We start from the raw sequence: 22,075 nt of genomic DNA on the forward strand, positions 1-22,075 counted from the left end.
TCACGCCCCTGCCGTCAGGAGCGACGTTGCAGATAATCAAGGAGGGCCGTCTCGTCCATCACCGGCGCCAGGGCGTCGCCCTGGGCATAGGTGCAGCCGTGGTCCTGCAGTGATTGCAGGCGCGCCTTGTCCTCGACGCCGGGGGCGACGAGAATGAGCCCCGTGCTCCTGGCGATGGAGGAGAGGCTTGCAAGCACGCCCTGATCGTTCTGCAGTGCAGTGTCCAGCTTGAGCCCGCGCAGCGGAAAGCGATGCAGGTCCGCAAGCGAGATGTGGGTCGCGTCGAAATGGTCCACGACGATGCCCACACCGGCTTTGTTCACCTCCGCAAAAACATTTGAAAATCGCTCCGCGAAATATTTCAGCCACTCCTCGCGCACTTCCAGGACAATGGATGCGGGACTGAGCCCGTGCTCAAGAACAACCTCTATCAATTCTTCAAGGAAGCCGAGGCGCAGGGCATTTTTGAGAGAAACATTGAGGCCCAGAAAAAACGTTTCCCCCATGACCTGCTGGAAACGCCTCAGGGCCGAGCAGGCCCTTCGCACCGCCCACGCCTCCAGCTCGAAAACAACATCGCTGTGCTCCGCGAAAGGCAGGAACCATTCAGCCCGCAGCAGCCCTTTTCGCTTGTGATTCCAGCGCATGAAAGCCTCGACGCCGCTGATGGTCCCGGCTCCGAGATGCACTATCGGCTGATAGTGCATGCACACTTCATTCTCCAGAAGCGCGCTGCGCAGCCCGCTCTCGATCCGCAAAAACTGCACGGCCTGACTGTTCTGCCGGTCATCGAAGATCACGATCTGCCGTTCGCCCCGCTGCACGGCACGACTCAACGCGGTCTGCGCATCCTGCAGGATGTCCTTTTCGTCCGTATAATTCCTGGGGGCCAGGACCACGCCAAAGCTGCACGTCACGCGCAGTTCGCTCTGCCCAAGCCTGAACGGTCTGGCTGTTTCCTCTTGAATGCGCTGGGCCACGCGTACTGCGCCGATGACGTCCGTGACGTTGTCGAGCAGTATGGAGAATTGCTCGGAATCCAGACATGCCGGAATATCGAGCGTGCGCAGACAGTTGACGGTCCGCTTTGCGAGCAGTTCCAAAAATGCCTGCTGATCCTCGATCTGGAGAAGAACCTGCTCCGCGTTGTCGATCCCCATGACCAGCACGGCGAAAGCGTAGTCCGGGTGCCTGATCGACCGCTTCAGGGCCAGCTCAAGGCTGTCGGAAAAAATATGACTGGATGTAGGCTGCGAACTTTTCGGGTCCGGAGAACTCGTTGCCGGATTGTAATGCGCGGAAAAGAAAAGCGGGCGCCCTTTTTCATCCTTGTGCAGGAACACGCTGACATTGCAGGGCACGTACGCCCCTTTGGACGTCTGCAACTCCGTGTGAAATTCTTGCATGCGGCCAGTTGCAAGGAGAGACGCGAAGACCTTTTCCTGCAAAGCCTGAAAATCGAGGCTTGCAAGATCGATTGTCCAGTTCCGTGTCACAAGGTCGTATCGTGAATATCCGCAAAGATTGAGAAAAGCCTCGTTTCCACCCAGAATGCGCCCGTCTGCGTATCCGGCCAATACCGGGGTTTCCAGCTGGCTCAGCACCTCTTCCATGAAAACATTTTTCTGGGCCAATCGGTGGTACTCGACAAACCCGTCAAGAACCGAATCGGCAGGGGGAGTCGCCTCGGGAGGCCTCTTTGCTTCGGAAGATAAACCCGGCCGCAGGTAGACATCCGAGTCAATGATCACGGCGGGAGATGTCAGCAGAGCGCCTAATGCTTCGGGCCGCAGGGGCGAGCGGATGAGCGTGAAGAACACCATGCTCGGCGTGTGTTCGCTGGCCAGCACCGGCGCCGGACCTCCTGTGAACAATTGGGAAGAACGCAGGGCACGTACATGACAAATCGTGGACGCATCGCCCCCCGCTTCATCCAGAAAAAAATCCATTGCCGAGGGATTGATTTTTCCCTCGGCAGTGAAAAGTGTATCCCCGTGCACATAGTTTCGCGCCTGAGCCCAGCACTTCCAGTCTGCTTCCCCTCCATCAAGCACAAGCCGAGTGCCTGCACGGCGCGTCTGTTCTTCCAATGCGGCAAGAAAATTCTGAACGCCCTGATCGGAAGTACAAATCACAACGCACGAGTCAACGGGCAAAAGATGGAGAAATTCATCCAGGTCGGGGGAAACTCGACGCAAAGGAAAATTTTCCAATTTTCCTGAAGCGTTCAAGGAAGGAAATGAGAAAAAAACCAGTTCTTCCGGAGACAGGAAATTATTACTCATGGCGCATTTCCGACTGATTTCCTTGTTCTTATAAAAAAACAATCTTATACAAAACGGTTAAAATATACTTTATAAATCTGGATATTGCTATCTCAAAATCAATGGAATTACCTTGTAGCGCAACACAAAGTATTATTAGAATATTCCAAGGAGGCAAAGGGATGCGACCATTGCAAGGGCGTCCCGGCCCTCACCGCGCTCTTCAGGAAGTGGAAGGGGGCAATGGACGCGACTGGTCTGAAAAGAGCCGGGCAGATCAGATTAACAAGGGATGGTCCGAAACAGCACCACTCGATTCTTTGATCCCTTGGCTTCATACATCGCCATATCGGCATTTTTGAAAAGAATATCAACCGTTTTTCCATCTTCAGGATACATGGCAATACCGATACTGCTTGTTATGGAAAGAACCGTTCCGTTAAACTCGCACGGTTCTGCAATCCGAGTCACCAACTGCTCTGCAATGCGAGTCACGTCGGATTCCTGCTTGACTTCAAGCAGCAGACACACAAATTCATCGCCTCCCCAGCGACTGACCATATCTGCGCCTCGCACAAATGACTTCAAACGGTTCGCCAGCGTCCGCAGCACATGGTCTCCCATGTCATGACCATAAGAGTCGTTGATATTCTTGAATTTGTCGATATCGATAAAGAGGACGGCGAGTCCCCAATCGTGCCGTTTTGCCTGGATCAACCCGTGGGCGAGACCCTGTTCAAACGACGCACGGTTCGGCAGGCCGGTGAGTACGTCCTGAAGCGCAAGCTGCTGTGCTATTTCCACGTTCCCTTCCGCTTTTGACAAATCCTCACGCACTTCGGCCAAGTCGATCTTCATACCGGCGAGTTCGGATTCAATACCCATCCGCTCGGCCACTTCATTGGCGAGTTTGACATTAACCATTCTCAAATCGTCAGCGGCTTGCGCGACTTTTTGTTCGACATCCTTATTCTGAACGAGGGCCTGCTCCATAATCTGAACAGTGACATTTTCCTGCTTGAGGACTTTATTTACCGAGGTGAGGTCACCGGCAGCCTTCTTGACATTTTTTTTAATTTTTTCATTTTTTTTAAGCACTTGTCCGAGCAAAGCTTTCTTGTCGAAAGCATTTTTTTTAGAATCTTTTGATTTCATAAGTATCACCCTGCGCCTAAAGCGGGCCAACGTTGATCATCCAAATATCTCTGCCATAAATGCATGACGCCCGGGACAACCCCATAACACCTTGAAATTTCTATCTCACAACCCCTAACAAAGCCTTGAAGGGGTGCCGGAAAATTCGATGAGCCCCGCAAAGGCGGAAAAACCGACGCCAAACGCGAGGAGCATGCCCCTCTGGCCTGGCTTTGCAAGACCACTGTCGAGAAGTTTCCGCAGCACAAACAGAACCGTAGGCGACGACATGTTGCCGTAGTTTTGGAAGACATCGTAGGAAAAACGCAGATCCTCGCGGGTCAGTTCCAGTTCCTTGGAGACCTGGTCCAGCACGACCGTGCCGCCCGGATGCACCGCCCACCAGTCGATGTCACTCGGCGAAAGGCCGTGCCAGGCCAGCAGCCGGGATGCCACCTCCTTGCCGGTGCGCGCCCCGACGATCGGCACACGCATGCTCAGGTGATTGCGCAAAAGGCCTCCTTCAGTCCGGTAACACAGCTCCGCGCGGTGTTTGGGAAACAGGCCGGTGGCAAAGTCCACCATGCGCAGCAGCCCGCCCGGACTGTCATCAGGCAGGAAGTCGAGCACTGCAGCGGCGGCGCCGTCTCCGAATATGCAATTGCTCACCACCTGTTCCGGATCATGGCTGGGGAATATGGTGGCCGTACAGACCTCCACCGCGATGCTCAGGATCGGCCCCTCCACGCTGCGCATCAGCATGCCCGCAGCAGATTCAAGATTCGGGATGGCCGCGCCGCACCCCATGCCCATCAGGTCCTGAAAACGGATGGACGTCCGAAGCCCCAGATCCTGCGCGATATATGAGGACAGGCCCGGGCAGAGGTAGCCGGTGCAGGTGTTAACGATCAGACCCGCGATCTCGGCGGGTTCGACGCCGGCCTCCGCCAGGGCCTCGCGCGCGGCGGCGACGGCCGTGGAGCGGCCGAAAGTCAGGAAGCGGGCCAGGAGCTTGTCGGGGTTGGTTTCAAGAGCGTCCTCCGTGGTCTCCATCCCCAGATAGCGGCCCTTGATCTTCCCATCCAGGAGAATGCGGCGGTACAGATCCTGTTCACTCTGTTTCAAGGGGTAGCGCGTGTTGAAGAACTCATAGGCCTCCTCTTGCGTTGCATAGAGGGGCGGCGTGGCCGTGCCCAGGCCTCTGAGGATGACGCTGTTCATGTATTTTCTCCCTGGTTGAATCGAATGATGGCGGCAATCCGGAACCAGCGGGCCGGAGCCACCGAAACCGTGGTCCCGCCCAGTTGCCCGAGCAACGCCTTCAGTTCACGGATTGTGAAACCGCGCCGGATGGAAAGCAGGGCGTCATGCCGGACTCCGGCCGACATGCCGGTCCCCGTCAGCAGCAGCCGCGCAGCAAAGTCCGCCAGCCGGGAGCGCCGCAGGTCGTTGATCAGCACGCTGCCGCGCACGAAGCCTCGCAGCCGCCGCAGCAGCGCGAGGATGTGCTCATTGCTGAAATGATGAAAACACATGGAGGCCACGGCGCAATCGTACGGTTCTGCAGGGTGGTGACTGAAGACGTCTTCCTGCAGCAGCCGCACCGCCGGGTCGCCAGCTTTTGCGAGCTGTCCGCGCGCGATGTCCATGGCATGATCGGCCATTTCCAAGCACGTGAAATGCAGGGGAATGCCGCGCACCTGCGCCCACCGGCTCACCGCGAGCGGGATGTCGCAGCTGCCCGAGCCGATGTCGAGCACCCGCAGCGGGGCAGCGTCATGACGCCCCGCCGTTTCGGCGTGCAGGAAACGCCGCACGACCCGGATGCCGCCGAAGTAGCCATTGACCAGCTCCATGAATCGGTAGCTTGCGGCGGCCAGTTCGGGGTCACAGTCCGGCCGATCCAGAAATTCGTGCGCCGTTGCGCGGGAATCAAACACCCCAGAGCCCTCCCGTTGCCATGGCGTCATCCATCTCTTCGTATTTTTTTAGCACTTCGGCCCGGTAGCCGGGCGAAATCGAAACGGCCTGCGCGGCAATCCCCTCGCAATAGCCACACGTCCGGCAATCCAGGGAGGCGCAGTCCCGAGCGCGAAAACCGTCCAGGAACGTATCCGGAATTTGCGATGCGTCTATGCGGATCGGGCTCTCAGTCAGCGGCGAGAGCCAGCCTTGCAGCCGCGCCAGATCGGTCAACGGTTTGAGCCGCAGCGGGCTGACCTGCCTCGGTTTCCAGAAATTCCGCAGCATCCAGCGAGACTCCTTGCGGACCGGTTCCTTGAAACCATACGAGAGCAGCAGCTCGGCCAGATTCCCTTCGAACCGCCGCTCACTGTAGGCTTTGACACGCCGCAGCAACTCGGTCGATGGAATGCCGCGTTCCAGAAGTTTGAATGTCGTATAGCCCATTGCTTCATAAACGGCGATATCTTCGGGCCTAATCCAGGCCGATTTGATGAATTGCGACGGGTCCGTAAGACGCGTGCGCGAACAGCGCATCAGGCAGTAATCGATGAAAAGCGTGCCGGTGTCGCCGGAGGCGTGGGCAAAACCGTTCTGATGATAGCTTTGCAGCGGGCAGTTCAAAAGGCAGCTGTGGTTCGCGATCAGCTCCAGGTCGCAATCGACCGCCTGCCGGATGGCCTCAAGGCGCGGAAAATTACGGTTGATCGAAAAGCTCTCCAAAACAATGGCGTCCGCCCCGAGATCCTCCCAGAAACGGGCCCGCCGGGGCGTATCCACCTGGGCGTAGATCCCGACCCTGACCCGGAACTCGGGAAAGCGGCGTTTGACCAATTCCAGCAAAAAAGGGGTGGACACGGTCACCCTGCGCACACCCAGGTCCCCCAGGGTGGTCAGGAGGGCCGTGACCCGTTTCTGCCAGGGGCGTGTCCATTCACGGTTGCCGAAACAGGCGCCGTTCAGGAGATAATTGAAGGCAATGCCCTGCTCGCCCAGCAGGCCGACATAACGGCGCAGATTTGCTTCGGACAGCGGCGTGGCCAGATAGCGGGGACGGCCGCCACTGATACCGTCGCCCGGCAACTTGCCGTACACTTCATCAACCGGGTAGGCTTTGAGCTCCGGAACCAGTTCAGGATCATAATTTGCCGCCAGTGAAAATTTCGTTGCACAGGGGGCGCGGCTGGAACCGGTCGGCTCGGTCGGCATAGGGTTCACGCCTCCTTTTTTGAGTTTCAAAGCCTTTGCTCACTTCTTCCACGTTTACTTGATCGTCTCATGCCACAGAACATCAAACACCAGCCGACTGGCTTTATCTGGATTTGCCGCACAATTTTGTCGCGGGCGGTCATCATTTCCTCCTAGACCATGTCGTGAAACACATCAATCCATCTCTCGAAATCTGGACGTCTCTCGCCAGTGTTCCTCGCGCATCTGATGTATACAGAACGATGGCAGTGCCTGGCACGTAGCTGAAGGATGAACCCATGAAGAAAAGCGCTGTGAGCAAAATCCAAAATTAATCACGATCTCTTTTCATTTTTACATTAAGATCAATAGCAACAAGCGTTCCACGTAAACGCTTAAATATTTTTGTTATAATGCACTGAATTTATGATCGAACATAATCCCAAAAGCATTTTCGAAATAAATTCGGTCACAAAAACCGTCATATTTGCCGGCGGTACCATTAACGACCATCCGTGGCGTCATGAGGATACCCCGTCGCCTTCGCATTATAAAAAGGCAACAGGGAAGTGCATGGGGTCTTGCTGGCCAAGGGAAGGGGCAGCGTCAATGCTGTACGTAGGCCTCTATTTCAAGACCCACCGGCAGTGTTATTATGAGTTGCTTGATGCCGCGCGCGTGACCGGTGATTGGGAAGCATGGCTTGATTTCTTTCCCGAGGCGGTCATCATCACGGAACTCACGGCCCAAAAACGCAAACGGCTGTTCAGCTACACGGGATACATCGAGATCATGAGTCGCGGCACGGAACTGCCGGACAGGAAGGACGGCCAGGTTTGATCATGAATATTGAGGAAGAAAACATCCGAGTCGTTACCTGCTACAGGGCATGGATGCCTGCGTGGACACGCCCTTCATTCGTAGTGCGTCCACATGCGGATCCGCTCCCAGTTCCGTGACAAACCCAATCGGCCAGCGGTTTACCTCGGAAGCTCCGCTGGAAGGGCGAAGATCCACCCGGGTTCAACCGTTGTAGAGATAGAGCACCAGATTATGCCCCGGGCTCACGACGATCACGCCAATCCGTCCATATGCGTAGTAGCTGCCGGGAGCGCTCACGATCCCGTTCGCCAGGCTCTCGATTTCCGGCTTGATGTCGATACAAAAGCCATACGCGCAAATGTAGTCGTAGATATCAAGCAGCTTGCCTTCCTTTCCCAAATTCCAATGTCTCCCGGTCTTGATCGGCGTCTCTTCCCAATTCGTGTAGCGCCCGCGCCACTCACGCTCGTTCTGATCCGTGTTGGGGGGCATGGTAGTGAAAAAATCGATCCCGCGCGCCTCAATTTCTTTGGATACGTGTTCCGGAAGCGGATACACCCTGATCCCGGCCTCATTTCCGCCAGGGCCAAATCCCCATGATTCCTCCTCGCTGTACACGATGGAACTGACGCCAAGTGCGTCCGGAACGGCACTCAGCATGAACCGCCGTTCATACATCTTGAAGCTCGCCACCGGCACGGCAACGAGGGTAAGAATGAGGGCAATGAAAATACATTTCGGAAGCTTTCTATAGGCGAAAACAAGCCCGCCGATGAAGGCGGCCGCAATGAGGAGGAGAGCAAGCAGAAAGAGATGTATCATGACCGTTCAAGGTTCGACCCGATGCGGCGTGTGCGGTCCATGCGCCCCTCCCGTGTTTTTAAAAACGTAGTCCACCGCAGCAATCGAGAAAGTCGAAGAGGTCAGGCCTGCCGTTGGCATTTTTACTTCGGAAACACCGCCGGATGGGTGAAGACCCAGTCCCTGTCCTGCACCGGGGTATGGCAGGACGTGCATGACTCGGCGCCCTTGTCGAAGGGCTTCTGCTCCATGCCCAGCCAGCGCCCCCAGCCCCAGCCGTAGGTGCTGGCGTATTTCTTCGAGTCCTTGAACATGAACTCGGCGTGGACCAGCTCGCCCGGAACATTGGCCTCCGCCCAGGCATCGAGCGGCACCACTTTCCAGACCACCTTGCCCAGAACCGCGCCATCGGGCCAGGGGTTGATCTGTCCGGCGCGGGCCGCCTTCACGGCGACGTCGTTTCCGACGATGAGACGAACCGTGTCGTTATCCGTGCGATGGGCCACGCCAATGGCGGCCCAGTCCTGCCATCCGGCCGGGTATTCGATGCCGTTTGAAGGAGCCGGGACCGACTCAGTCGGAACCGACGCAGTCGGAACCGACGCAGCCGCCACCGCTTGCGCCGCCAACGCAGCCGCGAACATCACCGCAAGAAACATGAGCTTTCGCATCGCACCCCCTCCTTGAAATTGCACATTCATGGATAAATAGCCCCAGCGTCGGCGCGCCCAGGCTACAGTCTGATCTCCCCGCCCGCCAATTCCTGCAACCGCTCCGCGTTCAGGATGCTGATCTCCTTGCCCTGCACATCGATCAGCCCCTCCTGGCTGAGCTTGCCCAGCACGCGCGAGAGCGTCTCCTGGGACGTGCCCAGGATGTTGGAGAGCACCCCCTTGGTCACGCTGAGCTTGACCCGCGCCGAGACGGGTTTGAGGGACTGCTGGTGCAGCAGGTAGGTGGCCAGGCGTTGCGGGATCTCCTTTAACGACAGATTTTCGATCAGGACCGTGAACTCGCGCAATCGCCGCGACAGCACGGCCAGCATGTTCATGGCCAGGGACGGGCTCTCGCGGTACAGTTCGATGAGTTTCTGGCGGGGAAAGAAGTACAGGCTCGACTTCACCAAGGCCTGGGCATTGGCCGGGTAGGTCTGCCCGGCAAAGACCGGCACCTCGCCCAGGGGGTCGCCGGGCCCCAGAATGTGCAGGATCTGCTCCCGGCCGTCGAAGGACATCTTGAAGACCTTCACCTGGCCTGCGGCCACGACATAAAACCCCACGCCTTCCCTGCCCTCCAGGAAAAGAATGTCGCCCTTGTCAAACTCGCGCGGCTCGCTGATGCGCTCCAGCTGCCGCAGCTCATCCTCGGGCAGGCCCTTGAAGAGCGTGCTCCCGGCCATGGTGGTCATGAAATCCATTCAAACCGTCCTTATCGCTTGAAAACAAAAATGTTCGCCGAAAAAACCTCCGCATCGAACCCGCTGCCGGCATAGTCGGACACGTGTTCGACCAGCCGGAATCCGCGCTCCTCATGCCCCGCGATGATCTCGGCCGAGGTCAGGGGATAGAGGCGCACCTGGTCGTCAAAGACCCTGCGGCCTTCGATGTCGAGACCGGTATGGAAGGTCAGGCCTTCCGGGGTGATGTCCTCATAGGCGCGATGAAAGACCGCCCCGTCCATGACCTTGGCCGGGAAGGCGAAGGCGGGCAGGCCCAACACATAGTCCCAGTTCATGACCTGCACGATCCAGATGCCGCCGGGCAGAAGCCTCGCGGCCACGTCCTCGACGCACCCCCAGAAACGGTCCTCTGGCAGGTGGGCCGCAGTGTTGCCGATGGAGTAGATCATGTTCCAGGGACCGCCGATGGTCGCAAATTCCGCCATGTCCAAAACATGAAACTCGGTCTCCGGCCCACGGGCGCGGGCCTGGGAGATCATGGATGAATCGAGGTCCACGCCCACGGCCCGCACGCCGTCGCGGGTGAACGCCGCGCAATAGTCGCCCGTACCGCAGCCCAGATCCAAAACCGGCCCGCCGAGGTCTCCCAAGTGGTGCGTCAAGTAGGCATAGACACCGGGGCTAAAGGGAAAAATGCGATCGTACCAGACAGCGAACTTGGAATACATGGACATGACGACCTCCTAGCATACGTGTTCATACGAATATTCTGAATATGTCCTCCCCGCTCAGAGGTCCAGTCCGAAGGAAAGCAAACAGGGGACCCGAACCGGGAGTCCGTATAAAAGTGGACGAAATTCATCCACAAAATGGTTGATAATCATCCATCAGATGGATGATTATCAACCAAATTTTCAACATGTTTTATTCATAATATTCTAATATTATTTTCTATTTTTACAGAAACCCATCCATCTCTCCAATCAAATTGCTTTCCATTGCGCGGTTCAGTATTGCCATGAAAAAATTTGTCTAAGTACACACTCAATAAGCCCACTCACGAGGAAAACCCCAGATATGAACATCACCATGCATGGAAGTCAGCAACTCCTCATCAAAAACATCTTTGAGTCCCCGATCCAGGACCATCCGGACCAGGAGATCGTCTACGCAGGCATCCTGCGCTTCACCTACGCGCAGTTCCGGGAACGCGTGGCGAGGCTCGCGGCCATGCTGCTGGCTCAGGGCGTAAAGGCCGGCGATACCGTGGCCGTCATGGACTACGACAGCCATCGCTACCTGGAATGCTACTTCGCCATCCCCATGATCGGCGCGGTCATGCACACCATCAACATCCGCCTCTCCCCCGAGCAGATGGTCTATACCATCGGGCACGCCGAGGATGACATCATCCTCGTCAACTCGGATTTTTTGCCTCTCCTGGAGCAGATCAAGGGCCGCCTCGACACCGTGGAAAAATTCATCCTGCTCTCGGACACGGGCGACACGCCCGCGACCACCCTGCCCCTGGCCGGTGAATACGAAGCGCTGCTGGCCGCAAGCACGCCCCTGCAGGACTTCCCGGACTTCGACGAGAACACCCGCGCCACGACCTTCTACACCACCGGCACCACCGGGCTGCCCAAGGGCGTGTTCTTCAGCCACCGCCAACTCGTCCTGCACACCCTGGCCAGCATCGCGGCGCTGAGTTCGAACGCCACCCAGGGCCGCTTTCACCGTGAAGATGTGTACATGCCCATCACCCCCATGTTCCATGTCCACGCCTGGGGCATCCCGTACATGGCCACCATGCTCGGCGTGAAGCAGGTCTATCCGGGCAGGTACATCCCCGAGGTCCTGGCGCGGCTCATCGCCACCGAAAAGGTCACCTTCAGCCATTGCGTGCCGACCATCCTGCACATGCTCCTGTCCGACCCCAAATGCGCCCAGTTCGACCTTGCCGGATGGAAAGTGGTCATCGGCGGCGCGGCCATGCCCAAGGCCATCTGCGCGGCGGCCCTGGACCGGGGCATCGACGTCTTCACCGGCTACGGCATGTCCGAGACCTGCCCCATTCTGAGTCTGGCGCACCTCTCCGACGCCGAACTGCAGCTTGACCGCGAGACGCAGATCGCCCTGCGCACGCGCACGGGCAAGGGTCTGCCCATGGTCCGCCTGCGTCTGGTGGACGACAATGGGACCGAAGTGCCCAGTGACGACAAGACCCCCGGAGCCCTGCAGGTCCGCGCGCCCTGGCTGACCGCGTCCTACCTGAAAGACGAGAGCAACTCCAAAAAGCTGTGGACCGACGGCTGGCTGAACACAGGCGATGTGGCCTGCCGCAACGCGGAAGGCAGCCTGCGCATCACGGACCGCACCAAGGACGTGATCAAGGTCGGCGGTGAATGGATAAGTTCGCTTGAACTCGAAGACATCATCCTGCAGCACCCCGACGTGGCCGAGACCGCGGTCATCGGCAAGCCGGACCTGCGCTGGGGCGAGACTCCGCTGGCCCTGGTGGTGCCCAGGAAAGGCACGACCCCGCAGGAAAAGGAGATCGCCCAGCACGTGAAAAGCTTCGTGGACAAAGGGGTGCTGCCCAAGGAAGCCATCCTGCTCAAGGCCCGACTGGTCGAGACCATCGCCAAGACCAGCGTCGGCAAGATCAGCAAGGTGACCATGCGCGAGCTGTATTTGAAAGACGGCGAGGAATAGACGAGCTTCCCCGAACGCCCAGATAAAAAAAGCTTTCCCGCACAGTTGCGGGAAAGCTTTTGTTTGGTAGAGTAGCAATGAACACACATCAGGGAGTCAAACATGAAAAAAGCAAATCGAGCCCTCCTCGTCATCGACCTGCAAAACGACTACTTTCCCGATGGAAAATTCCCCCTGTGGAACACCGAAAGCACGCTGACCAACGTTCAGAATGCCATCAAAAAGGCCATCTCAAACGACATCCCGGTCATCCTCGTTCAGCACGTCGCAAGCGGCAAAGCAGGAGCCGCGCCCTTCTTCAATGCGGGAACTCCTGGAGTCGCCTTGCATCCCGGCATTCTTGAAGTCGCGCACGACGCGAAAATCGTCATCAAGAAATTCGCGGACAGCTTTCTTGAGACCAATCTTGAAAATATACTTGCTGAGGAAAAGATCGAGGAAATACTCTTGTGCGGGATGATGACCCAGAACTGCGTTACGCACACTGCGCTTTCAAAGTCGGCGGAAAAATACAAGATCTCCATCCTGGCGGACTGCTGCACCACGGTCAGCGAAATGATTCACAACATCGCCTTAAACGGCCTGGCCCCGCGAGTGACGCTGACAACGTCCACGGACGCTCTTTAAGCTGCTACGGGAGAGGGGGGATGCCAGATCTTCCCCCTTGGGCAGGCCTTAGGGACAGCTGGCGCATTCCCAGACCGACGCCACCACATCCCGCACGGCCCCCAGAACAGGCTCGACCTTCCTGGCTTCCCGGCACACAAAGGACAATGGCAGGCCCAGCCGCTCTCCTGGCCAGATTGCGAACTGCCCGCGCTCCCGGCCGACAAGCGCCTCGTCCTCGCGCATGAGGGTCACGCCTTCTCCGGCAAGGACCAGGGCGCGCAGAATGCTCTCGTGATCGGCCTCGATGCGTTTCTGCGGGTGCTGCCCGAGCTCGGAGAATTTCCGGTCCAGGATGTCCAGGAAAGGACAATTATGGGCCATCCAGATCCAGGGCATGGCCGCGATCTCCGGCCATCCGGCGCTCTCCAGCCGCGCGGCCCATCCGGCCGGGCCCACGACGCGAAAGGGAACCCGGGCCAAGACCGTCGCCAGCACGCCCTCCTCCGAAATCTCGCCATACGCGAATCCCGCATCCAGCACGCCCCGACGCACATCGCGCACGATTTCCCAGGAATTGGAGTTGACCAGCGACATGGTGATGCCCGGATAATCCGTGCGCATCAGGGCCGAGATCTCGACCAGGCGAATGAAGACCGAATCCGTGTTGATGCCGAGGGTAATCTGGCCGTTCAACTCGCCGCTCATGTTCCTGGCCGCGCCGAGCAGCGACTCGGCATCATCGAGAATGCGCCGGACGCGGCCCAGGAGCTTCTCGCCTTCCCGGGACAGGATCATGCCCTTGGGCGTGCGATGAAAGAGGACAACGCCAAGCTCCCCCTCCAGCGCCTTGATGTGGCTGCTGACCGCAGGCTGGCTGACGAAAAGGCGCTCGGCCGCGCGGGTCAGGTGATTCTCTTCGGCCACAGCCACAAAAGTCCGCAGATGGTGCAAATCCATATTTTCTCCATAACGAAATCAGAACGGCATCATCACATAATCACATTGGATTGAAAACAACGCCAGGTGGTACCTCCGCAGGCATCAACCAAGGAGGACCTCATGGACATGACTCGACTGGCAGGCATGCTGCGCTATTTCCTGATCCCCGAAGACACCATCCTGACCCGGCCCGAAGCGCAATGCTTCGCGGGCGGCGCGGCTTCGGCATTCAAGACTTTGATCTGGATCGCCCTGGCCCTGGGGCTCGGCTTTCTGCTGGCCCGGCTGAACTGACCGTGCGGCGACCGGCGAACGATTCCGGCGTGGTCCGGCGGAAGCACATTTTTCAAGACACGACGGGGACCATGAAAACAAAAATTTCAGTTCATCAAACCCGCGCTTGGAGGTAGTGTCTCCTCAACACGTTCCATGGAGGAAAACATGAAAGCGCAACTCTTGCAAACATACGGGGATACGCCCGATTTTCGGCTGGCGGATACTGACATTCCCGCAGTCAAACCCGGTCATGTGCTGGTGCGCGTGGCCGCGACCAGCGTGAACCCCATCGATATCAAGATTCGGAAGATGAAACCGGCCTTCGCCCCGGCGCTGCCCGCCATTCTGGGCATGGACGTGGCCGGGACGGTAGAGGCCGTAGGCGAGGGCGTGAGCGGCCTTAAACCCGGCGACGAGGTCTTCGGCTGCGCGGGAGGCCTTGCGGACATGCCCGGCGCCCTGGCTGAATACATGCTGGCCGACGCGAGGCTCCTGGCCCTCAAACCGGCGAACCTGACCATGGCGCAGGCGGCGGCGCTGCCGCTGGTGACCATCACTGCCTGGGACGCGCTCTTCGACCGGGCCAGGATCAAGGCCGGGCAGTTCGTGCTGATCCATGCTGGCACGGGCGGGGTCGGACATGTGGCCGTGCAGCTGGCCAAATCCTGCGGAGCCCGCGTGGCCACGACCGTGTCCTCGACCGACAAGGCCGAGCTGGCCCGGTCTCTGGGCGCGGACGAGATCATCAACTACCGCGAGGAGAAGCCCGAGGAGTATGTCGCAAGGCTGACCGGCGGGCGAGGCTTCGACGTCGTCTTCGACACTGTGGGCGGAGCCAACCTGGACGCGTCGTTCCTGGCGGCCGGAGCTGGCGGGGTGGTCGTCTCCACCAACACCCGCTCCACGCACGACCTGTCCCTCCTGCACGCCAAGGCGCTGACCCTGTCGGTGGTCTTCATGCTTCTGCCGCTCGTCACCGGACAGGGCCGCGAGCGCCACGGCGAGATCATAGCCCAGGCCGCCGCGCTGGCCCAAGGCGGCAAGCTCAGACCGCATCTGGGCGAGGTCTTTCCCCTGGAGGACATCGCAAAAGCCCACGACTTCCTGGACAGCGGCCGGGCCGTGGGCAAGGTCGTGATCCAGGTCGCATGATCCTGACCGACGAGGCGGCTTCGGTGCGTCCGGGGCCGCCCCCGAGTTGCCCGGCGGAGGATCGTGCTTATTTGAGTGCGGTCGGCATTTTTCGCCGTGCGACCAAAGAAACCGGAGCCCGACATGCACCAGCCCCCCATCGATCCCGAGCGTTTTTTCTCCCACCGGGGAGTGAACCGCCTCCAGACCCTGCTTCTGCTCGGCCTCATGACCGGCTACGCTTGGCTGGTGAGCTGGCTGCTGTGGGGAGCGGACGGATTGTGGTTCGTCGTTGCATGGAGCGCGGTCCTGCTTTTCTTCTCTCCGCAGCTCTCGGGCCGCTGGGTGCTCCGGATGTACAGCGCAAGGCCCGTACCCCCCGCCCAGGCCGCCCAATATCATCAGGCCCTGACAGTTCTCGCGCAACGGGCCGGCCTGCCCAGACCGCCATCCCTGTGGTGGGTGCCAAGCCCCATGGTCAACGCCTTCGCCGTCGGCGGCCGGGACGAGTCCGCCATCGCCGTGACCGACGGTCTGCTGCGCACGCTCTCCCCGCGTGAGCTGGTCGCGGTCCTGGCGCATGAAGCCGCGCACATCGCCCACGGCGACCTCTTCGTCATGAGCCTGGCCGACACCATCTCCCGCATCACTTCGGCCATGAGCTTCGCGGGCCTCATCCTCATCTTCCTGTCCCTGCCCCAGGCCCTGGCCGGCGGCGATGTGGACTGGTGGCCGCTCATCCTCCTGGCGGCCGCCCCGCAGGTCAACCTGCTGGCCCAGCTCGGGCTGTCCCGCACCCGCGAGTTCGACGCGGACCTGACCGCCGCCCAGTTGACTGGCGACCCCGAAGGGTTGGCCTCGGCCCTGGTCAAGCTGGAGAGGATCGAGCGCGGCTTACTGCGCCGCATCTTCTTTCCGGGCCAGGGCGTACCCGAACCCTCTTGGCTGCGCACCCATCCGACCACGGAGGAACGTATCCGACGCCTCATGGATCTGCAGCGAAGCCGCTACAGTCCCTGGTCCGACGACTATTCCTTCGAACCTCCCCAGTTCCCGCACATCAGGGTACGACAACGCTCCAAAGGCGGCTGGTGGGGATTCTGGTACTGAAGACCAACGGAAGGCGCCTGCGATCAATATGACGTCAAAAAGTCATCATACATGCCTCGAAAATCCTCGACGACCGAAGGCGTAAGCCAGCGTTCCAAGGCCTGCCTGTACTGGAGCGAGCCTCGATTCCGGAGCAGAATTTCGTTGACGCGATCGATCATGGCCGTGCCCCAAGCGGTGCGTGGCGCCGCAATGCGGCCCTGCAGGGGGACCATGCTTTCGCGCAATGGAGCGATGGTTATCCGGTCTTCCAGGTTCTTCATCCGTGCGCTGTACACCGCTTCGAAAGGGTAGGCGAGGATCCCATCCACCCGGCCCAGAAGCAGCATCTCAAGCAGGCTTTCAAAAAGATTTGATCCCTGATTGACAACCACGCGGGACAGATCGGGAGACGAGAGCAGAACGGAATCAAGCTCCGGACCGTACGACCTGTCAGCGGCCACGCCCAGGCGTTTGCGGGCGATGAAATCACGCAGGCTGACGTGTCCGCCCAGCCCCAGGGAATCCTGCTCCCCGGCCCGAACCACGAGACAGACCGGAGGAACCAGAACGCAAGGCACGGAATACTGCATCACCCGGTCGCGCTGCGAATTGGGAATGATGCCCACGGCCAGAACGTTCCGGCCGTTCTCCATCCAGTTGAGGGTCCGGCTCAGGTTGGCGGTGACAATAGCGTGTTCGAATTCGACCAGTTCGCGACCCATCAGTTCGTGAATCATGTCCGAGATGCCCTGTCCGGCATAAGGGCCGCTGGTGATGCGCAGGGGCGGAAATTCGGCATGCATCCACGTCACTTCATCACGCGATTGCGCCATGGCCACGCAAGGCAGGAAAACAACCAAAAACAGCAGGGTAGTTCTGAATGATTTCGAAAACATAGCCGAATTGTAAGACAAGCAGCACAAAACAGCAACATTCGAACGCCATGTCTTACAAGCTATCGACAAGCGATTTTCATGCTCACTTCCGGCATTCCAAAGCCACAAAAGCCACATTTTTCCTTTATTTGCGGCCAAGTCGGGCTTATGCTCCCGCCAAAAAGAAGGAGGAGAAATGTCGCACCATTCGCATCGCTCGGGATATTCCGAACTGACCGACCGGCTGAACCGCTGCCCGCAGGGAGCTCCCCCCTCCGAATCGCTGCACAAAATCCTGAAAATCCTCTTTTCCGAGCGCGAGGCCGAGCTCATTGCCATCCTGCCCATCAAACCGTTCACGGTCGAAAAGGCGGCCGAGGTCTGGAAGATGGACCCGGTCAAGACCAGGAACATCCTCGAAGATCTGGCCGGACGGGCCATGCTCGTGGACATCGAAGGCGAGGACGGGCAGACGACCTATGTCCTGCCCCCGCCCATGGCCGGTTTCTTCGAATTTTCCATGATGCGCACGCGCGGCGACATCGACCAGAAAGCCCTGGGCGAACTCTTCTACCAGTACCTGAACGTGGAGGAGGATTTCATCAAGGCCCTCTTCGTCGACGGCGAGACGCAGCTCGGCCGCGTCTTCGTACAGGAGCCCATGCTCCCGGCCGGGAGCGCCGTGCACGTCCTCGACTACGAGCGGGCCACCGAGGTCATCCGCACCGCCAGCCACCTGGCCATCAGCACCTGCTACTGCCGCCACAAGATGCAGCACATGGGCCGGGACTGCGATGCGCCCAAAGACATCTGCATGACCTTCAACACCTCGGCGGCATCCCTCTCGCGCCACGGTCATGCCCGGCCCGTGGACACTGCCGAGTGCCTGGATCTGCTGGACCTGGCCCAGGAGCACGGACTGGTGCAGTTCGGGGAAAACGTGCGCGAGCGCGTCAACTTCATCTGCAACTGCTGCGGCTGCTGCTGCGAGGCCATGATCGCGGCCCGCAAGTTCGGCAATCTCCACCCCGTGCACACCACCAACTTTCTGCCCGTGGTGGACGAGGATCTGTGCAACGGCTGCGGCAAATGCGCGAGCGCCTGCCCGGTGGAGGCCATGAGCATCGTGTCCGCCAACGACCCTCGCCAGCCCAAACGCAAAAAGGCCCGCGTGGACGAAAACATCTGCCTGGGCTGCGGAGTCTGCGTGCGGGCCTGCCCGGAAAAGACGCTGTCCCTCAAATCCCGTGAAAAGCGGGTCATCACCCCGCTCAACTCCGTGCACCGCACCGTGGTCATGGCCCTGGAGCGCGGCAAGCTGCAGGACCTCATCTTCGACAACCGCGTGCTCTGGAACCACCGCGCCCTGGCAGCGGTGTTGGGCGTGATCCTGAAGCTTCCGCCCGTGAAGCAGGTCATGGCCACGACGCAGGTCAAGTCGCGGTTCATGGAGTATCTGGTGAGAAAGTTCCCGGTCTGAGCAGCGGGGAGGCGCGTCACAGCACTCCGAGCACCAGATACACGCAAAGCATCACGCCCATGAAACCGACCACCGCGTTTATGCCCATGGCCGCCTTGGTGTTATAGCCGAGAGGGATGTCCATCTCGTGCAGCGTGGCCAGAAAATGGCGATGCTGCAGCACCGAGTAGACCTCGACAAAGGCGCCAAGCAGGATGAAGCCGATGCCGCCGATGAAGGACAGATGACGCTGGGCTCCGAGCCCGCCCTGCACGCCCAAAAGCTGCATGTAGAGGCCGAAACGCTCCACCACGAAGCCGAAAGCCATCAGGGAAATGCCTGTCCTGTTCCAAGAGAAGAGAGTCCGTTCCGCGGCGAAAAGAACGCGGGGGTCTGTCTGGCCGATCATTATGCCTCCGTGTGAGAACAAAAAAAAGCAAGGAAAGGCCGCTACATGGCCCCGCGCCCCAGGTTCACGCCCGTGGCCTCGGCCGCGCGGATGAGCTGATGATCCACCGGCACGGTGCGGCACAGCCCGGCCAGCTCCGAGAGAGGCACGAGCACGATGTCCGGGGTTTTGAGGGCCACCATGGTCCCAAAATCCCCGCGTGCCGCAGCATCCACGGCCGCCGCGCCCAGCCGCGTGCCCAGCACCCGGTCAAAGGCCGTGGGCGATCCGCCGCGCTGGATATGGCCAAGCACAGTGGTGCGCACTTCCAGCGGAATCCGTTCCCTGATCCGGCAGGCCAGATGAAAGCCGACGCCGCCCAGTTGCTCCACGCCCTGCAGCCGCGTCGTGGCCGTGCTCTGGGTGATGCGCTCCCCGCCCTCCTCCCTGGCCCCTTCCGCCACCATGATGATGCTGAACGGACTCTTGCCGCGGATGCGGTGCTGGATCTTGGCCACCACGTTATCGAGGTTGTAGGGAATCTCGGGGATGAGGATGATATGCGCGCCCCCGGCCAGCCCCGCCTCCAGGGCGATCCACCCGGCGTTGCGGCCCATGACCTCAAGGATCATGACCCGGTCGTGACTGCGACCGGTCGTGTGCAGACGGTCCATGGCGTCACAGGCCACCTGCACGGCGGTCTGGAAACCGAAGGTATAGTCCGTGCCTTCGAGGTCATTATCGATGGTTTTGGGGATGCCGACCACGGGCATGCCCATCTGCTGAAATTTGTGCGCCAGCTCCAGGGTGCCTTCACCGCCGACCACGAAGAGGCAATCCAGCCCCTGCGACGTGAACGTATCCATGGCCTGCGCGGAAAGGTCGCGGACCGTGATATGCCCGTCTTCGTCGAACTCGCGGTAGGCGAAGGGGTTGCCCTTGTTGGTGGTGCCGAGGATCGTCCCGCCCAGGGTCAGAATGTCCTTGGTGTTGCCGGTGGTCAGCCGCATGGTCCGGCCGAAGATGAGTCCGTCGAAACCGTTCTCAAGCCCCAGCACTTCAGCTCCGTACTGTATGATCGCCGTCCGGGTCACGGCCCTGATCACGGCGTTGAGGCCGGAGCAATCACCGCCGCCGGTCAGAATTCCAACACGCTGCAAACCCATAATTCCTCCTGGAAGATGCGGTGATCACATGACATTTGTTCCGACATCGGGCCCCGCCGCGCGTCCATCCCCAGGGTCAGAACCACGAGGCGGGCCATGACGAGCGTGAAAGAGGACGCAACTCATTTCATGCCACTGCATCCGCATCCGCTTCTGCGTTGCATATCGTTAAAAGATGCCGGCCCGGCGGCGGGTCTGCTCGAACCTGCTGATCATCTTTGGAACCGAAGGCGAAGAGCGGAAAAACTCCCGGCGATCACGCCCCTCCGCACCAGAGACAGCAGGTGTTCTTACCTGAACATTTCGAATCATAGAGCGCGATATCCGCTTTCTTGAACAGCGACCCGAAATCCTCATCGTCCGAAGAAGTCACTGCGATGCCGATGCTTACCGAAAGATCCTGGTGTATGGATAATTTTTCAAGTTCCGAGATGATGACCCTGGCGCAACGGTGTGCCGTTTCCAGCATCTGTTCTTTGGCGTGCCGAGTCCCGGGAAAGAGGACGGCGAATTCATCGCCCCCTAAACGAAAAATGTTCTCCGGGTCAAAATTATCCCGCAGTATGTGTGCAAACGCGACAAGTATCCTGTCCCCTTCATCATGGCCGTACTGATCGTTGATCTGTTTGAAATTATCGAGGTCGGCCAGCAGCAACGCCGTTCCGGACATGCACGGGGTATCCCGCAAAAAATCATGCAGTTTACGGCGGTTGTTCAGCTTGGTCAGATAGTCCGTATTGGCGTCGAAGATGAGTTGGTGCTTCTGATAGTACTCTTTTGTAACATCGAGAAACAAATAGATATATCCGGCGAATTCGCTGAATACATCAAGCAGCTTTTCCTGTTGTATTTTGAAAACACGCTCACTGGCGAGAAGAAAAACCCCATCCCTGGAATCCTCGATCAACCGTTGTTCCGATGAACAGTCATCCGCAAAGGCTTTGAGCAGCCCATCAAATTTTTTCCCAAGCAATCCCTTCGACTGGGCGGAAAACAAAGCGAGGGATTTCTGGTTCCCCCCCGTGACGTGCTGATCCTTGTCGGTGGCAATCACGCCGAAGGGCAAACTCTCGAAAAGGATGTTCATTTCTATCTGAAGATTCTGCAGGTCCGTGACATCGCGCGCGACCCCTACCGTGCCGAGCACATCCCCGTTGCGGTCGAACAGAGGCGACTTGTACGTCTTGAATTTACGCATGGAGTCTTTGATCTTGACCATCTCGTCGAAAAGGCAGTTCTTCTTTTCCCGAAGAACTATTTCCTCCGACTCAAGGCAGACATATTCCCCTTTGGCATATTCATCAGGTTCGATGTCCCATATATAATAATGACCACGGCCTTGAACATCCGCCTTCGTTTTGCCGACCGCTTCACAGAAGCTCTTGTTCACCCGCAAATGAGCTCCACGGGCATCCTTGAACCATATCAGATCAGGCAGGCTGTCAATGAGCGTATCGAGATATTTTTCCGTCAGACAGGAATCTTCATTCTTTTTTATGCGTGAAACAATCTTGCCAAACAGAAATGCAATTTTTTCAGCATCCAACGGCCCTGTCCACAATTCATCGAAATACTTGTAATTCTCTGAACAGACTCTAAAATCTTGAAAATTTGAACACACAACGAAAATTGATTCGCTTTTTTTCGCGTCATATATTTTACGAATCATTTGTGAGCTGAATGCAGTATTCAAAATGATTATTGAAAAATCTCTTAATACTTCGAAATCAACTACTTCAGATGTGAATATCTCATACTCAAGATTTGGAAGCGGATCCACACTCTTCAGTACGCCGGAAATAATAAAATCATCTGCAAATATGCATACTTTCACGAGTCTGTGGTACATAGAATA

The 22,075-nt window shown here is 58.6% G+C and carries 21 protein-coding genes; 7 read left to right on the plus strand and 14 right to left on the minus strand.

Translation table 11 applies throughout. The features are described from left to right. Positions 1 to 14: 14 nt before the first annotated feature. From DBAC_RS10560 to DBAC_RS10580, 5 genes are all read right to left on the minus strand, one after another. Positions 15 to 1,850 carry a bifunctional diguanylate cyclase/phosphodiesterase gene (locus tag DBAC_RS10560; RefSeq protein WP_015774285.1) on the minus strand — a complete coding sequence of 612 codons (1,836 nt, stop codon included), beginning with the start codon at positions 1,848 to 1,850 and terminating at the stop codon, positions 15 to 17. A 696-nt stretch (positions 1,851 to 2,546) separates the two neighbouring features. After that, a complete protein-coding gene (locus tag DBAC_RS10565; RefSeq protein ID WP_015774287.1) occupies positions 2,547 to 3,419 on the minus strand; it encodes a diguanylate cyclase domain-containing protein in 873 nt (290 codons plus the stop codon). 114 nt (positions 3,420 to 3,533) lie between these two features. Next, entirely contained in the window at positions 3,534 to 4,619 is a 1,086-nt protein-coding gene (locus tag DBAC_RS10570; RefSeq protein ID WP_015774288.1) for a type III polyketide synthase, read from the minus strand. Continuing rightward, positions 4,616 to 5,338, minus strand: a complete 723-nt coding sequence (locus DBAC_RS10575) for a methyltransferase domain-containing protein (protein ID WP_015774289.1) — start codon at positions 5,336 to 5,338, stop codon at positions 4,616 to 4,618. Before DBAC_RS10575 ends, DBAC_RS10570 begins: the two co-directional genes overlap by 4 nt. Continuing rightward, a complete protein-coding gene (locus DBAC_RS10580) occupies positions 5,331 to 6,569 on the minus strand; it encodes a U32 family peptidase (protein WP_015774290.1) in 1,239 nt (412 codons plus the stop codon). The genes DBAC_RS10575 and DBAC_RS10580 overlap by 8 nt, the downstream gene beginning before the upstream one ends. A 588-nt stretch (positions 6,570 to 7,157) precedes the next feature. On the opposite strand from DBAC_RS10580, the gene DBAC_RS10585 reads away from it, so the two are divergent. After that, on the plus strand, positions 7,158 to 7,388 hold the full coding sequence (locus DBAC_RS10585; RefSeq protein WP_043810829.1) for a hypothetical protein: 231 nt from the start codon (positions 7,158 to 7,160) through the stop codon (positions 7,386 to 7,388). A gap of 183 nt (positions 7,389 to 7,571) precedes the next feature. Here the strand turns inward: DBAC_RS10585 and DBAC_RS10590 are convergent, their stop codons facing one another. The 4 genes from DBAC_RS10590 to DBAC_RS10605 form a co-directional block, all read right to left on the minus strand. Continuing rightward, positions 7,572 to 8,192, minus strand: coding sequence for a hypothetical protein (locus tag DBAC_RS10590; protein ID WP_015774291.1), 621 nt, complete (start codon positions 8,190 to 8,192; stop codon positions 7,572 to 7,574). 122 nt (positions 8,193 to 8,314) lie between these two features. Continuing rightward, the gene (locus DBAC_RS10595; protein ID WP_015774292.1) at positions 8,315 to 8,842 is read right to left on the minus strand and encodes a cytochrome P460 family protein; all 528 of its coding nucleotides are present in this window, start codon (positions 8,840 to 8,842) and stop codon (positions 8,315 to 8,317) included. A 62-nt stretch (positions 8,843 to 8,904) separates the two neighbouring features. After that, positions 8,905 to 9,588 carry a Crp/Fnr family transcriptional regulator gene (locus DBAC_RS10600; RefSeq protein ID WP_015774293.1) on the minus strand — a complete coding sequence of 228 codons (684 nt, stop codon included), beginning with the start codon at positions 9,586 to 9,588 and terminating at the stop codon, positions 8,905 to 8,907. Positions 9,589 to 9,599: 11 nt separating this feature from the next. Then, positions 9,600 to 10,304 carry a class I SAM-dependent methyltransferase gene (locus DBAC_RS10605; protein ID WP_015774294.1) on the minus strand — a complete coding sequence of 235 codons (705 nt, stop codon included), beginning with the start codon at positions 10,302 to 10,304 and terminating at the stop codon, positions 9,600 to 9,602. Between the two features lie 343 nt (positions 10,305 to 10,647). Here DBAC_RS10605 and DBAC_RS10610 point away from each other — a divergent pair, with 343 nt between their 5' ends. Continuing rightward, complete coding sequence (locus tag DBAC_RS10610) at positions 10,648 to 12,285, plus strand: fatty acid--CoA ligase (protein ID WP_015774295.1); 1,638 nt, start codon at positions 10,648 to 10,650, stop codon at positions 12,283 to 12,285. Positions 12,286 to 12,387: 102 nt separating this feature from the next. Beyond that, positions 12,388 to 12,912, plus strand: coding sequence for a cysteine hydrolase family protein (locus tag DBAC_RS10615; RefSeq protein WP_015774296.1), 525 nt, complete (start codon positions 12,388 to 12,390; stop codon positions 12,910 to 12,912). Positions 12,913 to 12,960: 48 nt separating this feature from the next. Here DBAC_RS10615 and DBAC_RS10620 read toward each other — a convergent pair whose 3' ends face one another. Continuing rightward, on the minus strand, positions 12,961 to 13,851 hold the full coding sequence (locus tag DBAC_RS10620) for a LysR family transcriptional regulator (RefSeq protein ID WP_015774297.1): 891 nt from the start codon (positions 13,849 to 13,851) through the stop codon (positions 12,961 to 12,963). Positions 13,852 to 13,953: 102 nt separating this feature from the next. On the opposite strand from DBAC_RS10620, the gene DBAC_RS19230 reads away from it, so the two are divergent. From DBAC_RS19230 to DBAC_RS10630, 3 genes are all read left to right on the plus strand, one after another. Continuing rightward, complete coding sequence (locus DBAC_RS19230) at positions 13,954 to 14,127, plus strand: hypothetical protein (RefSeq protein WP_015774298.1); 174 nt, start codon at positions 13,954 to 13,956, stop codon at positions 14,125 to 14,127. Between the two features lie 147 nt (positions 14,128 to 14,274). Further along, on the plus strand, positions 14,275 to 15,261 hold the full coding sequence (locus tag DBAC_RS10625; RefSeq protein ID WP_015774299.1) for a zinc-dependent alcohol dehydrogenase family protein: 987 nt from the start codon (positions 14,275 to 14,277) through the stop codon (positions 15,259 to 15,261). Between the two features lie 123 nt (positions 15,262 to 15,384). Then, positions 15,385 to 16,350 carry a zinc metalloprotease HtpX gene (locus DBAC_RS10630; protein ID WP_015774300.1) on the plus strand — a complete coding sequence of 322 codons (966 nt, stop codon included), beginning with the start codon at positions 15,385 to 15,387 and terminating at the stop codon, positions 16,348 to 16,350. A gap of 23 nt (positions 16,351 to 16,373) precedes the next feature. Here DBAC_RS10630 and DBAC_RS10635 read toward each other — a convergent pair whose 3' ends face one another. Beyond that, positions 16,374 to 17,228 (minus strand): TIGR02285 family protein, encoded by an 855-nt coding sequence (locus DBAC_RS10635; RefSeq protein ID WP_015774301.1) that lies wholly within the window; start codon positions 17,226 to 17,228, stop codon positions 16,374 to 16,376. A gap of 175 nt (positions 17,229 to 17,403) precedes the next feature. Between DBAC_RS10635 and DBAC_RS10640 the strand changes: the two genes are divergently transcribed. Further along, on the plus strand, positions 17,404 to 18,687 hold the full coding sequence (locus DBAC_RS10640; RefSeq protein ID WP_015774302.1) for a 4Fe-4S dicluster domain-containing protein: 1,284 nt from the start codon (positions 17,404 to 17,406) through the stop codon (positions 18,685 to 18,687). Positions 18,688 to 18,703: 16 nt separating this feature from the next. Here the strand turns inward: DBAC_RS10640 and DBAC_RS10645 are convergent, their stop codons facing one another. From DBAC_RS10645 to DBAC_RS10655, 3 genes are all read right to left on the minus strand, one after another. Beyond that, positions 18,704 to 19,075, minus strand: coding sequence for a YidH family protein (locus DBAC_RS10645; protein ID WP_015774303.1), 372 nt, complete (start codon positions 19,073 to 19,075; stop codon positions 18,704 to 18,706). 41 nt (positions 19,076 to 19,116) lie between these two features. Further along, positions 19,117 to 20,220 (minus strand): 6-phosphofructokinase, encoded by a 1,104-nt coding sequence (locus DBAC_RS10650; RefSeq protein ID WP_015774304.1) that lies wholly within the window; start codon positions 20,218 to 20,220, stop codon positions 19,117 to 19,119. Between the two features lie 256 nt (positions 20,221 to 20,476). Then, positions 20,477 to 22,069: a sensor domain-containing diguanylate cyclase gene (locus DBAC_RS10655; RefSeq protein WP_015774305.1), complete on the minus strand. Its 1,593-nt coding sequence runs from the start codon at positions 22,067 to 22,069 to the stop codon at positions 20,477 to 20,479. Positions 22,070 to 22,075: the final 6 nt, after the last annotated feature.

The organism is Desulfomicrobium baculatum DSM 4028 (genome assembly GCF_000023225.1).
Classification (GTDB): Bacteria; Desulfobacterota; Desulfovibrionia; order Desulfovibrionales; family Desulfomicrobiaceae; genus Desulfomicrobium; species Desulfomicrobium baculatum.

Bases quoted from the DNA above. Each gene is read 5' to 3' on its own strand.
- DBAC_RS10565 (WP_015774287.1), bottom strand. From the start codon at position 3,419: ATGAAATCAAAAGATTCTAAAAAAAATGCTTTCGACAAGAAAGCTTTG.
- DBAC_RS10570 (WP_015774288.1), bottom strand. From the start codon at position 4,619: ATGAACAGCGTCATCCTCAGAGGCCTGGGCACGGCCACGCCGCCCCTC.
- DBAC_RS10580 (WP_015774290.1), bottom strand. From the start codon at position 6,569: ATGCCGACCGAGCCGACCGGTTCCAGCCGCGCCCCCTGTGCAACGAAA.
- DBAC_RS10585 (WP_043810829.1), top strand. From the start codon at position 7,158: ATGCTGTACGTAGGCCTCTATTTCAAGACCCACCGGCAGTGTTATTAT.
- DBAC_RS10590 (WP_015774291.1), bottom strand. From the start codon at position 8,192: ATGATACATCTCTTTCTGCTTGCTCTCCTCCTCATTGCGGCCGCCTTC.
- DBAC_RS10595 (WP_015774292.1), bottom strand. From the start codon at position 8,842: ATGCGAAAGCTCATGTTTCTTGCGGTGATGTTCGCGGCTGCGTTGGCG.
- DBAC_RS10600 (WP_015774293.1), bottom strand. From the start codon at position 9,588: ATGGATTTCATGACCACCATGGCCGGGAGCACGCTCTTCAAGGGCCTG.
- DBAC_RS10605 (WP_015774294.1), bottom strand. From the start codon at position 10,304: ATGTCCATGTATTCCAAGTTCGCTGTCTGGTACGATCGCATTTTTCCC.
- DBAC_RS10610 (WP_015774295.1), top strand. From the start codon at position 10,648: ATGAACATCACCATGCATGGAAGTCAGCAACTCCTCATCAAAAACATC.
- DBAC_RS10615 (WP_015774296.1), top strand. From the start codon at position 12,388: ATGAAAAAAGCAAATCGAGCCCTCCTCGTCATCGACCTGCAAAACGAC.
- DBAC_RS10620 (WP_015774297.1), bottom strand. From the start codon at position 13,851: ATGGATTTGCACCATCTGCGGACTTTTGTGGCTGTGGCCGAAGAGAAT.
- DBAC_RS19230 (WP_015774298.1), top strand. From the start codon at position 13,954: ATGGACATGACTCGACTGGCAGGCATGCTGCGCTATTTCCTGATCCCC.
- DBAC_RS10625 (WP_015774299.1), top strand. From the start codon at position 14,275: ATGAAAGCGCAACTCTTGCAAACATACGGGGATACGCCCGATTTTCGG.
- DBAC_RS10630 (WP_015774300.1), top strand. From the start codon at position 15,385: ATGCACCAGCCCCCCATCGATCCCGAGCGTTTTTTCTCCCACCGGGGA.
- DBAC_RS10635 (WP_015774301.1), bottom strand. From the start codon at position 17,228: ATGTTTTCGAAATCATTCAGAACTACCCTGCTGTTTTTGGTTGTTTTC.
- DBAC_RS10640 (WP_015774302.1), top strand. From the start codon at position 17,404: ATGTCGCACCATTCGCATCGCTCGGGATATTCCGAACTGACCGACCGG.
- DBAC_RS10645 (WP_015774303.1), bottom strand. From the start codon at position 19,075: ATGATCGGCCAGACAGACCCCCGCGTTCTTTTCGCCGCGGAACGGACT.
- DBAC_RS10650 (WP_015774304.1), bottom strand. From the start codon at position 20,220: ATGGGTTTGCAGCGTGTTGGAATTCTGACCGGCGGCGGTGATTGCTCC.
- DBAC_RS10655 (WP_015774305.1), bottom strand. From the start codon at position 22,069: ATGTACCACAGACTCGTGAAAGTATGCATATTTGCAGATGATTTTATT.